This is a genomic window from Aeromonas sp. FDAARGOS 1416, assembly GCF_019048085.1.
Classification (GTDB): domain Bacteria; phylum Pseudomonadota; class Gammaproteobacteria; order Enterobacterales; family Aeromonadaceae; genus Aeromonas; species Aeromonas veronii.
The window spans coordinates 1,078,980-1,091,627 of the sequence record NZ_CP077301.1 but is presented as its reverse complement, the minus strand read 5'-3'; the positions used below and the strand labels follow the sequence as shown (position 1 = coordinate 1,091,627).

General features: G+C 61.1%; 8 protein-coding genes. All 8 read right to left on the bottom strand.

Annotated elements, in window-relative coordinates; all coding sequences use genetic code 11:
* Positions 1-8: 8 nt before the first annotated feature.
* The 8 genes from I6L46_RS04895 to icmH all read right to left on the bottom strand — a co-directional run bounded on the left by I6L46_RS04895 (position 9) and on the right by icmH (position 12,636).
* Complete coding sequence (locus tag I6L46_RS04895; protein ID WP_042023025.1) at positions 9-296, bottom strand: type VI secretion system PAAR protein; 288 nt, start codon at positions 294-296, stop codon at positions 9-11.
* Positions 297-601: 305 nt separating this feature from the next.
* Positions 602-2,029 carry a VasL domain-containing protein gene (locus I6L46_RS04890; RefSeq protein WP_216977521.1) on the bottom strand — a complete coding sequence of 476 codons (1,428 nt, stop codon included), beginning with the start codon at positions 2,027-2,029 and terminating at the stop codon, positions 602-604.
* A 43-nt stretch (positions 2,030-2,072) separates the two neighbouring features.
* Positions 2,073-5,570, bottom strand: coding sequence for a type VI secretion system membrane subunit TssM (gene tssM, locus I6L46_RS04885; protein ID WP_216977520.1), 3,498 nt, complete (start codon positions 5,568-5,570; stop codon positions 2,073-2,075).
* A 41-nt stretch (positions 5,571-5,611) separates the two neighbouring features.
* A complete protein-coding gene (tssA, locus tag I6L46_RS04880; protein ID WP_216977519.1) occupies positions 5,612-7,039 on the bottom strand; it encodes a type VI secretion system protein TssA in 1,428 nt (475 codons plus the stop codon).
* Positions 7,040-7,047: 8 nt separating this feature from the next.
* Positions 7,048-7,653, bottom strand: coding sequence for a type VI secretion system-associated protein VasI (vasI, locus tag I6L46_RS04875; protein WP_216977518.1), 606 nt, complete (start codon positions 7,651-7,653; stop codon positions 7,048-7,050).
* Positions 7,653-9,191 (bottom strand): sigma-54-dependent Fis family transcriptional regulator, encoded by a 1,539-nt coding sequence (locus I6L46_RS04870; RefSeq protein ID WP_216977517.1) that lies wholly within the window; start codon positions 9,189-9,191, stop codon positions 7,653-7,655. The genes vasI and I6L46_RS04870 overlap by 1 nt, the downstream gene beginning before the upstream one ends.
* 2 nt (positions 9,192-9,193) lie before the next feature.
* Positions 9,194-11,836, bottom strand: coding sequence for a type VI secretion system ATPase TssH (gene tssH, locus I6L46_RS04865; protein ID WP_216977516.1), 2,643 nt, complete (start codon positions 11,834-11,836; stop codon positions 9,194-9,196).
* A 20-nt stretch (positions 11,837-11,856) separates the two neighbouring features.
* Entirely contained in the window at positions 11,857-12,636 is a 780-nt protein-coding gene (gene icmH / locus I6L46_RS04860) for a type IVB secretion system protein IcmH/DotU (RefSeq protein ID WP_019444943.1), read from the bottom strand.
* Positions 12,637-12,648: the final 12 nt, after the last annotated feature.

Sequence of the window (12,648 nt, the reverse complement as noted above, 5' to 3'; positions counted from 1 at the left end):
TCTGTTCCTTATCCTGCCTGTCCGCTACCGGAACCAATCACCACGCCACCACAATCCACTGCCGTGCCGGTGACGGCGATGGGTTTGCCATTCACCAGCACAGAGCCAACACCACTGGCAATGGCCCGTGGGTGCGGCGGGTTGTTGGGCTTGTCATGGGGCGCCAGTGGATCACCTTGACGAGCCACAGGCTTGCCATCGAGGAACACGTCGGGACTGGCAGCTATCACCGGGGTCGGTGGAAAGCCATCGTGGTCGGTGCCGATGTCACCGAGCAGTGCGATAGCGGGGCACATAGTCATTCTCCATATGAGTGGGGAGACGCACAGACATCACCCCTCTGCCCCTGTGCCCGGTGGAACGCACCAGGCACAGGCGACTTTGATAAACAGCGGATAAACAGAACAGGCCGCAGCACAGGCTATGCCATTCAGCACTGGCGAAATTAGCCAAATAAAATCAAATGGTTAACCTCTTTCGATAGATGATAGAGTTATCCATTCGCAAGGGATTGCGCAAACTGGGCAATCCCCCTGCCAAACATTGCATCTGCAGTGCAACTCTCTGGAATGTGCGCAACTAGTTGCGCATAACAGAGCAATCAGCTACCAGATAGCCCCTGTTGCAGTTGGTAAAGCCGGATATTGAGTGCTTTCAAGTCACTCTCTATCCCTTTCAGCTCGGCGGCCGTAATAGGCTCCTGCGACGCTTTTCGCGCCTCCAGTTCGCTCAGGCGCAAGCTGAACGGGACCTCCTGCATCAGGTTCTTCTGTACCTCGTAGAGCTGAGACTTGAGGTAGGAAATCGTGACCGTCTTGCGCTGACGCTCCAGCTCCAGCAGCTGATCGATCAGGGCATCGACCCCAGCGCGCGCCTCCAGATAGGTCGGCACCCGGTTGAGATCCCCCTGCTGGCCGGCCAGCGCGGTCTGCCACTGTTTGTCGAGGGCCTTGACCGCCAGCGAGTCGGGATAGAGCATCTGCAGCGAATTGCGCAGCCCCTCGCCATAACGGTACCAGTAGAGGGGCGAGGTCTGCTCCAGCCGATCCAGTTGGGCCTGATAACGCGACACCAGCTCGCTCTCCATCCCCTGCAGGGTCTGCTCCCCCAACACGATGCGCGCCTGCCGAATGTCGTCATAACTCAGGGCCTGCGGTAACGCTGCAGCGGGTTGTTGCAACCGTTGCGCCGCGATGACCTTCTCCTGCTGCTGATGTTGCCAGCCAAGCCATCCCATCATGGGCAAGGCGCAGGTGAGCAGGCCACAGCCAAACCAGAACCAGGCCGGCCGCTGTTTGCGGTGCTGCTCAATCTTGAGCACGGTCGGCTTCATCTGCCCCTTCTCACGCCCCACCAGGATACTGCCCTGAGGCAGGTGCGGGGTTGCCCCGACAGAGGCGCCGTGGTCGCTCTCCATGTCGGACTTGAAGAAGACCATCGGCGGGATCTGCAGCTCATCCTTGAGGCCCGGCTCATCGGAGACGATGACGATCTCGGTCTCGTCAAACAGATGGGTGTACCCCTCGATAAAGTGCACCAGATTCTCGACCCGGGGGATGCGGCTCAAACCGGCGTTGTGCAGCTTCTCGCTGATGAGTTGCAGCGCCCGCTCGCAGCGGTAGATCAACCGCTTGTCCTCGTGGCTGATCTGGTACTGGCGGATCACGTCGCTGATGCGGGCAATAAACCAGTCGAGCATCTCGATGCGGGCCCGCTCCTGATGCACCGGTGGCCAGAAACTCTCCCACTGGGTGACGATCAGGTTGGCGAGAAACTCGCACCCTTCGGTAAAGCCGCTCAGCCCCTGAATGCGGGAGCGCGCCAGAGTGAAGTAGATGGCGGTTTGCAGATCCACCCCGTGCTTTTCAAAGATTTGACTGGCGAGATGGTGGATCAGCGCCCAGTCAACTTCTGGACGTGAGGCGTGACTGAGCTTGTTAATCTCGGCACGCAGCGCCTCGTACTCCGGCAACATTCTGGGGTCACGCCCCACTTTGAGCGCCTGCTGGCCTTGTTGATTCTGTGACATATCGGATTCCAAAATGCGGGGGGCATGGCGCCCCCCAACATGATCAATAAAGGGATTCAGGCAAGCTGAACTGGCTGAACAGGCCGCCGGTGAAGGGGTTCTGGGCGCTGTCGGTATAGACCCGATAGGTCATGGCCCCCTGATCCACCGGGAAGCGCACATCAAAGGTGGCCTCGTTGACCTGAGTCAGCTCCCCCTTGTCCATCAGGCGGAACATGGCCCAGGGACCGACAAAGCCCTCGCTGCGCGGTGAACGTTCGCGGGCAGCCGGTACCAGAGTGATCTTGCTTTCGGCCCCGTCGCGCATGGTGTTTGGCCACACCAACGGGATCTTGTTGCGACGGCCGTGGGCATACTCCAACAACTGGCCATCAAGGTTGAGCACACTACGCCGCTTGTTGGCGGTGAGTTCGATGGGCTCGAGGGCAAATTGCACCTCCAGATTGCCCTGCTGGCTGAAGAAGATCTGGCGGATCCGCGCAGCGCGATCCAGCTGTTTGATCAGCTCCGCCTGAATGGGTGAACTCAGTTCTCCCTCCATCAAGCCCCCCTCCACCATGGGTTTCAGGTTGACCTGATAGAAGCTGTCCAGGGTGCCACCGGGGGCAAAGAAGCGCTCCATCTCGGAGAGCGGCACATCCTTGGCAGAACCCGGGTTGAACGGATAGCGATCCGCCAGTTGGCTGTTGAACGGTGCCAGCACCTTTGCCTGCCACTCCTGATTGAGGGATGACATCGCCAGATCAATCACCAGTTGCGAACTCTGATCCGCCAGTTGACCCACCCAGCGATTGAGCGGCTCGGGCAGACCACGAGCATATTGCTGCAATGCAAAGACCGGATCGGCGTACTTGTTGGTCAAACGCAGTTGCACCGCCTTGAGGGCTGACTGTCCCGGCTCGGTGGCATTGACGATAAGCTCCATATAGTGCTGCAGCTCAATCAGCTTCTGGTTCACTTCCGAAATGAGCGGCCCCTGTTCCCCACGGCCAGTCAAGACGCCATTGGTGGCCATAAAGGGGCGACCGATCCGGGCAGTGATCGCCTGCGCCGGATCTCCTTCCGCATCGGAGATCTTGCGAATACGGGTATTGTCATCCAGCGCAGCGAGCACCCGCTGGAATGGCTGGTCGTTGCCGGTGATGGCAGAGAGCACATCGAGCGCCTGCTCGGGGCTGGCAAGGGTCTGCACATCCAAATTGGTCAGCAATTTTTGCCACTGGTTGACGTAATCAGTGACATAGCGATCGTTGACCTGACGGGTGATCTCCTTGCGATCCGCCTCGCTCAACTGGCTCAGCTTGCGCTGGCCCAGCACCCAGGCATCCATGGCGGTGAGATCGATCAGCGCCTTGTCCTGTTTGAGGAAGAAATCACTGAACCCGGGCCAGGTCAGCAAACGCGGCACCTGACCAGCACTCTCGTTGCGCAGGGCAAACACTGTGTCGAAGGTGGGGCCCACCTCGTCACGGACATTGAGATCCGGCGGCAACACATCACCCGCCTTCACCACCAGATTCTGATAGACCCGCTGATACATGGGCAATTTGCCCAGTTCACGCTGGGCGCCATACAGCGGCTCCTTGAATGGCACAAATGCCGTGATGGCGGCCTGATCCCGGGCGGCGCGAGCACCATGCCAGTCGGTGTGATCGAGGGCATAGTCAAGATGCCCCATCAACTGCTCCTGCACCGCCCCCTGCCCCGGGAACGCTTTCTGCCAGCGGCTGGCCATGTACTGCTCCACCAGATCCTTGTTGCGACCGGAGGCATCATCGAGCATCCGCATCACCCGCAGGATGGAGAGCTTCTCCTCGCTGCCAGCCGGTGCACGGTTAAGATCCTCCAGCAGTCCCTGCATCTGGGCAGGCAGGAAACGCAGCCCCAACAGTTGCAGATAGGAGCCTTCCACATAGGGGCCAATCTCATCCCCCTGATAGAGACCAAGGTCTGCCACCAGCGGCATCCGTTCGCGGTAGTTGCCAAAAGAGAGGGTTGCCTCGCGAATAAGGTTGAGACGTGGCAACTGGCTGACACCGAAGGCATGTTCATCAGCGACCTCGTTGGTCTCGGTGAACGCTTGCGCCTTGGTCAGTACATTGCGCCCCGCCTCCTCGTTGACCCGGTAGAAGTAGTGCCAGCCACCGATCAGGGCCGCCGAGAAGAGCGACAGGCAACTCAGGCCAATGGCCATCCGGCGACGACGATAGAGGGTATGCAGCCGGTTTTCTCCGGCCAGATGGGCCTCGGGGAAGATGATCGAAGAGAACAACTTGCGCACAAAATAGGTGTTGGACTCCCCGCGCAGGGCGGAGTGAATCGGCTCGGGCAAGCTGTAACGCCGGGAAGCGGCCTGAGCAAAGGCATCGAACGGGACACCTTGCTGATAAACGGAGCTGATATAGACGCCGCGCACCAGCAGTGGTTTGCTCTCTTCAATGGTCAGGGTTTCATCGAGCAGGCTGGTCACATAATCCTTGAGGCCCGCCAATTGACGGACAAACGAGAAGAGGGCGTTGCGCTGGGCGGCATCGAGCCGGGCCAGCATCATCTCGGGCAGATTGCGGTTGAGATTGTCGACCCACTGATCCCAGAACAGGGCCAGATCCTGCTGCCAGGATTTGCCCTGACTGCTGCCGGGGTTGAAGGTTACCCCCAGCACGGCGTCACGGGCTTCTTTATCCAACTGCTCATAGACCACATCAAAGCCGCGCAGCATATCGAGTTTGGTGAAGGTGACATAGAGCGGCAGCCGGGTATTCATGGTGGCCGACACCTCTTGCAACCGGGCACGCATCAGCTGGGCATACGCCTTGCGCTCGGCCACGCTGGCCGCAGACAACCACGCCAAATCAACGGTCAGTACCAGACCATTAAGGGGCTGACGACGACGGTGCTCGTTGAGCCAGTTCAGCAGATGCAACCAGAGCCGCTCATGCTTGCGAGCTTGCGGGTCCAGCTCGGGCTCGGCTTGTGACAACAGTGCACCGGCCGGATCCAGCATCACGGCTTGCTCCCCCAGCCAGCAATCGACCAGCTGGCCTTGCGCCACGTCCCGCAGTTCGGTATCGAGTCTGGGATTGAGCTTGTTGGCCGGATTGGCACGGTGGATCAGGCTGCTCTTGCCGCTGCCGGGCAGACCCAGCACCAGATACCAGGGCATGGTGTAGAGCGCCCCCTTGCCAAGGTGTTCATTCAAGGCTTGCAACCAACGATCGAGAAACAGCGCCTGTTTGTCGATGAGCCCTTTGACCGGATCTTGTTCCAGCAGCACCTCATGCTGGCGCTCGGCCTTGAGCTGCTTCATCTTGCGCCATACCCGCCAGGAGAGTACCCCCAGCAGCAACCAGAGCCAGAGCAGGGTAAACACCACCCGCCCCCACAAGGGCTCGAATGGCTTGGCATCACGGATCTCGATGCGAGGCCCCAGCCACCACACCAGGATCAGGGCGACAACCCACAGCACCACACCGAGCAGGGGCCAGGAGGGTTTCAGTTTCGGCAGCTGTTGCCGCAGAAAGGTAAAGATGGTTTTGAACATAAAATGTGATCCAACTCCGACTCAATGACTCATTTCGGCACTTATTTCGGCAAATGGGTGGCATAGGGGGCCAGGCGGCTGACCAACCCAGGCTCCCACTGCGACAACCCGAGGCGGTCTGCCTCTTGCCACAAGTGTTGATATTGCTGGCGCGCAAGCGCCTCCATGCCTTCCTGCTCCAACAACTCCGCCTGCACCAGCAAGGCATGGAAGCGGGCTCTTGGCTCTTTCATCTGTGCCATCCGCTCATCAAGCAGGACGAGCGCGGCGGCAATCCCCTGCTCCCCATGACGCAAGGCGACCTCCTCGGCCAGCTCGGCCTGTCCGCTGCTGCCCCCACTGCTCTTGGCAGGCTGCAACCAGCGGCTGCACTCGGGGGAGAGAAACGGGGAACCATCGCTGAAGGTGAGATCCCGCAGCGCTGGCAGGCGCTGCAAAAACGCATCCAGCTCCGCCATGATCGCCTGCGCCACCGCGCCATATCCCAGCTTCTGGGCCACCTCGGCCGAGAGCCTGTGCCCCTCGAACCAGTAAGGGGCCAGCGTCAGGCTCTGCTCGATGCGCTGCCAGAGCGCCAGATCTGGCGTGCCCATGGCTGCGCGATACTCATCCACCATGTCTGCCGACATGGAGGCCAGCTGGGTTTTATTCCCCTGTGCCGTTATCGGCGTGGTGGTGATGCCGGCCCAGATGGCGTGACGACGCAGCCGATAACCGATCGCCGCCTCCGGCTGGCGCTCAATCAGCAGCTCCGCCACCTTGAGCAGGGTCTGTCGCCATGCCCGATCGTTGGAGCTATCAATCTCGACCCCGGAGCCCTTGCTGCTGCCACTGAGCACCATGGTGCCCGCCATCCCGCTCGCACTGGCGGTGGCTGCAGCAGCGCTGCTTGCAGGTTGACCTCCGGCATCTGCTTGGGCCTGGGCAACCTGTTGTCGCTGGGCCCGCTTCAACCCCATAACCAGAGGATCCAGCAGTTCCCCCTTGTCAGGGCACTGGGCCAGCCAGACGGCCTCCAGCTGTTCTGCCTGCGCCAGCAACTGCGCCAATTCCGCCGCAGAGGCGCTCTCGCTCACCCTCGGCAGGGCACCTTCGAAGCGCTTGATGATCTGCACCATCAATCGCTGCTTCTGGGTCGCATTCCCGGGCCAGGCCAACAGCCAGTAAGCCTTGATCCAGGCTTCCAGCAAGCTCAGCGCAGCGCCCATCGGGGTCGCCTTGGCAGGGTGCTGCAGGCAGCGCAACAGCTGTGCCAGCACCCGCATATCCTTGGTGCGGCTCTCCAGCAACCCCAGACAGGCTTCGGCGACCGCATTGAGATCGACCTGGCTGTGGGCAAGGGAGCCCAACTTGACCAGCTCGGTCTCCACATAGTCCCAGCGAGGCTCATCGGCCAGCACGGCCCCTTTGATCTGTGCATCCGGCAAGCTGGTGAGCAGACGGCTACACCAGGGGTGTTGATAGCTCATCTTCCCCCCTACCAGCGACACTGTTGGCGCACCGGTATCAGCGCCTCTTTCAGGCCGCTGAGATCGACCCGCAGCAAGGTGCCGTTGGCCGCCTGAACCTGCAATTCACGATGACCGATCCAGCGCTTGAGCTCCTCTATGGCGGGCAAGCCGCGGCCATATTCGAGCAGCCATCCCTGATCCCGGATAAACCAGCTCTGACTGCTGCGAGTTGCTTGTCCATCCAGCGCGACCGCGACACGCTCCCCGCGCCACGGCGCATTCAGCCGCAAGCGAATATGGGTGATGCTGTTGACACAACCAATCGCCAGGGTGGCACCGCGCAGGGCCGGACGGGTCAGTACCGCCGTGCCGCTCTCCTCATCCTGTCGCAACAGGAAGGGTGAGCTATCCGGCACTCGGGCCAACTCTTGGTCGGCTATCGCCAGCCAGGCCGGAGACTTGGAGCTCTCCTTGCTGCCTGATGGCGTCGCCTCATTGCCAAGGGCGTCATAGCAGGCGAGCCGGATCAGAGGGGATGGCTCGCGACGACACGCTTGCCACGCCGCCATATCGAGGGGAGGCACCGCATTGCCGGTCGCCAGCAGCAGGGGCAACAAACCCATGATGCTCATCAGTTCACCTCCAGTTTCTGGCACTTGTGATCCAGGGTGCGCTTGGGAATATTGAGGCTCTCGGCCACCAGCATGCGATTGCCCTGAAAGTAGCGCAGGCGCGCTTCAATCACCGATGCCTCGTACTGCTGCATGGCCCGGCGCAGATCGCGGATATGGTTGTAATCATCCAGCGCATCGGGCAACTCGGCACAGACCCGATCCCGCAGCTCCGGCGGCAAGGCGCCAAGCCCCACCTCTTCACCATGACGGGTGTGGGCACAGGCCACCTCCAGCAGATTGCGCAGTTCTCGCACGTTGCCGGGGAAGTCGTAACTTTGCAGTTGCTTGAGGAACTTGCGCTGCAAACCAGCCAGTCCCTTGTCATCCTGCGCGGCAAACTGGGCCATGAAGTGCTGGCAGAGCAGGGGCACATCCTCGATATGATCGCGCAAGGGGGCGATCAGCAGCAGACACTGGCAGAGACGGTGGTAGAGGTCGGCACGGAACCGCCCCTCCTCCACATGGCGGGTCAGCGGCTGATGAGTGGCCGCGATGAGGCGAAAATCGGAGTGATACTCCTGCTCTGCCCCAAGCGGCCGGTAGCTGCGGGTCTCCAGCACCCGTAGCAGCTTGGCCTGCATGGCAGCGGGCATATCGCCCACTTCATCCAGAAACAGGGTGCCACCATTGGCCTGCGCCACCAGTCCGGTCTTGTTAGAGAGGGCGCCGGAGAAGGCTCCCTTCTGATAACCGAACAGCTCGCTCTCGATGAGATTCTCCGGAATGGCGGCGCAGTTAATGGCGACGAAGGGCTTGTTGGCGCGATCGGAGCACTTATGCACCAGCCGGGCGACCACCTCCTTGCCACTGCCGGTCTCCCCCTGAATGAGCACGGTCAGCTTGTGCTGGCCCGCCTGGGCGATCTGCTCGCGCAAGCCGCGGATCACCGCCGACTGGCCAACCAGCTGATCCCCCAGCAACTTCTCGTGCTGGCGCTGGCGCTCCCCCTCCCCCTTGATCTGACGCAGGGAGTCGCGCAACACGTTCTGATCCCGGCGGCTACGACCCAGATCGCGGATCAGGGTGAGCTGGTTGCAAAAGACCTGCGCCAGACTGGCCAGCTCGGGGCGAGCCGCCCACTCCTGCAACACATCGCCGCTGTCCATCATCGCCAGCACGGCAAACGGCTTGCCGTTGCCATCATTGAGCGGAAAGGCGTGCAGGCCGCACTGCTGGCCAAGGTTGGCCAGCAGTGCGCGAAAACCGGCGTGCTCAATGCGGGCTCCGCCATGGAGGGAATCCCAGGTGCGGGATTGCGCCTTGTGCAGCACATAGGCGAGTGGATGAGAGAAATCATCCACCGCCAGCGCCAGCGCAACCTCCTGCCCCTTGACCCACCCTTTGCACTCCAGCTGGCGACCGCTCACGTCCAGCATGCCAAGCAGCAGTCCTTTGGGCTGGAAGCTGGCATGGAGGGTCGAGCTCCACCAGTGGCAGAGATGTTGTTCATCCCGTTGCGAGGTGAGCGCGAGGGCGAATGCGAGGGCTTGCTCCATGGTCAGCCCTCCACCTCGGCCACAAACTGGTGATCGGCCACCGAGAAGCGCACCCGGTTGATGGGCTCACCGGCCGAGAGGCGCTGCAACAGTTGCAGGGAGACCGGCGGCAACAGGGCCCCATCAATGACGGACTCCAGCATCCGCGCGCCGTTCTCGCTGCGGTTCGCCCGCAACAGGATCTCCTCGGCCACCTCGCTCTCCAGCACCACATCGGCACCGAAACGCTCCTTGAGCAGCTTGACCAGCCGGTTGAGTTTGCCCCCGACGATCTGCACTAGCGTGTCGTGACCGAGCGGCAGATAGGGGATCACCTCCATCCGCGCCAGCAGAGCCGGTTTGAAGAAGGCAGCCAGCTCAGGGTAGAGCGCATCCAGCAGGTCATCAGGCTGCTCTGCATGATCGACGATGGTCTGGAAACCAAGGTTGGAGGTGAGGAAAAAGACCACGTTCTTGCAGTCGATGATCCGCCCTTCCCCATCGGCCAGCTCGCCCTTGTCGAACGCCTGATAGAAGAGGTTGAGCACGTCAGGATGGGCTTTTTCCACCTCATCCAGCAGCACCACCGAGTAGGGCTTCTGCCGAATGGCTTCGGTCAGCACGCCACCCTCGCCAAAGCCGACATAGCCGGGAGGCGAGCCGATAAGACGGGAAACGGTGTGCTTCTCCTGATACTCGGACATGTTGATGGTGGTGAGATACTGGCGACCACCAAACATCAGTTCAGCAATCTGCAATACGGTTTCGGTCTTGCCAACCCCGCTTGGCCCCACCAACAGGAAGGCGCCCAGCGGACGGCCTGGACGACGCAGATCGGCGCGGGCGGTCAGCAGGTGCTTGTGCAGATGGGCCACAGCCACATCCTGCCCCTTGATGAGCTCGCCAAGGTACTCCGGCAGACGGGTCACTACATCGAGCTCCCCTTGGGAGATGCGATTAAGCGGCACCCCGGTCCACTCGGCGATCACTGCTGCGACCTGAGTCTTGTCGACATGGGCAGAGACCAGTACCTCACCCTGTTGCAGCTCGGCCAGCTCGCGCTCGAGCCCGGCAAGCTGCTCGGCAGCCGCTTGCGGATCGAGCGGCGCATCGGCGAGATCCAGCGCTTCTCTGGCCAGCATCTCATCCTGCTGATCGGCCAGCAGAGCGGCACGCAGCTCGACAATCCGATGCACCAATCCCTGCTGTTGCTGCCACTGGGCTTCCTGCTCACGCAGAGTGTCACGGCAGGTCTGCTGGGCCGCTTTCAGTTCTGTGAGTCGTTCATCGTTGTCACCCAGGCCGATCAGGCTCTGGCGCTCCAGCTGACGGATCTCCAGCTCACGCTGGCGCAGTTCGTTTTGCAAATGGCTGACCGCGCGCGGCGGCGTGGTCAGGTTGATGGCCACCCGGGCACAGGCGGTATCGAGTACATCGATCGCCTTGTCCGGCAGCTGACGACCAGAGATATAACGGGCGGAGAGCTGAGCGGCGGCTTGCAGCGCCTCCTCGTCAATCAGCACCCCGTGTGCCTTCTCGTAGATGCTGCGCAGACCGCGCAGGATCACGGTGGCCTCCTCGGCATTGGGCTCACCCACTTTCACCAGCTGGAAACGACGCGACAGGGCGGCATCTTTTTCCACGTACTTCTTGTACTCGCCCCAAGTGGTGGCGGCGATGGTGCGCAGCTCGCCACGGGCCAGCGCAGGTTTGATGAGGTTGGAGACATCCAGCCCCCCCGCCTGATTGCCCGCCCCGATCAGGGTGTGGGCCTCATCGATAAAGAGGATGACAGGTCGCACGGCGTCCTTGACCTCCTGCATCACCCCCTTGAAACGCTTCTCGAACTCCCCCTTGACCGAGGCTCCGGCCTGCATGGCGCCAAGATCCAGGGTCATCAGCTCCACATCGCGCAATTTTTCCGGCACCTGGCCCGCGACGATGCGCAGCGCCAACCCTTCGATCAGCGCGCTTTTACCGACACCCGCCTCCCCCACGACGATGGGGTTGTTTTTGCGGCGACGGGAGAGGATGTCGATCATCAGGTCGATCTCGTGATCCCGGCAGAGCACCGGATCCAGCGAGCCCTGACGAGCCTGTTCGGTGACGTTGACAGTAAAGCGGGCCAGCAGGCTGGCATCGGCGGGCAGCGCGGCCTGAGTAGAAGTACCGTTGGCTGAAACGGTCACTTGTGTCTCGGCAGACTCTTTCACCCACTCGTCGAACTGCTGGCGCAGCAGCTCGCGATTGATGTTGGCAAGCAAACGGGTCACCGAGCCCGGCAGGTAACGCTGGGGAGTCATCAGCAGCACAAGCAGCATGACGCCGCTGCGCAGTTGGCCGTGTTGCAGCTCGGCAGAGGCGAGCAGCCAGCTGTCTTGCAGCCATTCCACTAATAGCGGCGAGAAGGAGGGATAACCCTGACCATAACCGTTATCGGCCGCCGAGGGGTGCAGCAGGCTCTTTAACTCTTCAACCTCAACTTCGGCCCGTTTGAGGATCTGGCGTACATCGCTGAGGGGGGTCTCCAGCATCTTGAGCAGCAGGTGCTCGATGCGGATCTCGGCACCCTGATGATTGACACAGAGGGCCGCGGCCTCCTCCAGCATATGACGGCAGATGGGGTTGAGTCTTTCCACCAGTACCGGTAGCTCTATACGAATCAAGGCGTGCTCTCCTTAAGTATTTATTTTAATAATTCGCCCAGTTGACGCAGTACGTCCTGGGTCTGGTTATTGAGTTGGTGGTGATAGAGGCCAAAGATGATGGCCAGGATCAACGCGCCGCCCATAAACAGAGTGCGCAGGGAGACTTGCTTGCGCAGCTGGTAGCGAGACGCCTGCTGACCGAGATCGAGATGAAACACGCTGGGTGCCTCACCGCCACGTTCGAGTGACAACTGTTTGTGCAATTGCTTGACGATCCGTTCAAACTCGTCACGGCCCTGGCTCATCACCTTGTAGCGCCCCTCAAAACCGAGGCAAAGGCAGAGATAGATGAACTCCAGAATGTCGCGATAGCGCACCGGATCTTCCTGCAGACGCGACAGCAGCACGAATACCTTCTCGCCCCCCCAGGTCTCGTTGTGAAACCGAGCCAGCAGGGAGTGTTGGGACCATTCGCTCTGGCTGCCCCAGTCGCGCCCCATCACTGCCTCATCGATGAAAGTACAGAGGATGTAGCGAAACGAGAGGACGACGCCATTCTCGTAACCCTGCGCCATCAACTCCTGCTCGATGGCCTGGATCTCGGTCACCACCCGTTGATAAAGCTCGGGCACCCGGTCGTAGCGCGACAACAGACGCACCCGCTGCACCAGCCCCAGCAGCGGGGTCACCGCATCGATCATCGGGTTGATGCTCTGGCCACGCAGGCGGAACCAGTAGTCCGAATCCATGTCCAGCTGCTCGGCGTGATCGAACAGCAGGTCGCTCAGTTGCTCGTTGTTGATAATGTCCGTGGTCATCTCTGCTTGTTT

What these genes read in the sequence shown, in the direction of transcription:
- I6L46_RS04895 (WP_042023025.1), bottom strand. Translation starts at nt 296, where the DNA reads ATGTGCCCCGCTATCGCACTGCTCGGTGACATCGGCACCGACCACGAT.
- I6L46_RS04890 (WP_216977521.1), bottom strand. Translation starts at nt 2,029, where the DNA reads ATGTCACAGAATCAACAAGGCCAGCAGGCGCTCAAAGTGGGGCGTGAC.
- tssM (WP_216977520.1), bottom strand. Translation starts at nt 5,570, where the DNA reads ATGTTCAAAACCATCTTTACCTTTCTGCGGCAACAGCTGCCGAAACTG.
- tssA (WP_216977519.1), bottom strand. Translation starts at nt 7,039, where the DNA reads ATGAGCTATCAACACCCCTGGTGTAGCCGTCTGCTCACCAGCTTGCCG.
- vasI (WP_216977518.1), bottom strand. Translation starts at nt 7,653, where the DNA reads ATGAGCATCATGGGTTTGTTGCCCCTGCTGCTGGCGACCGGCAATGCG.
- I6L46_RS04870 (WP_216977517.1), bottom strand. Translation starts at nt 9,191, where the DNA reads ATGGAGCAAGCCCTCGCATTCGCCCTCGCGCTCACCTCGCAACGGGAT.
- icmH (WP_019444943.1), bottom strand. Translation starts at nt 12,636, where the DNA reads ATGACCACGGACATTATCAACAACGAGCAACTGAGCGACCTGCTGTTC.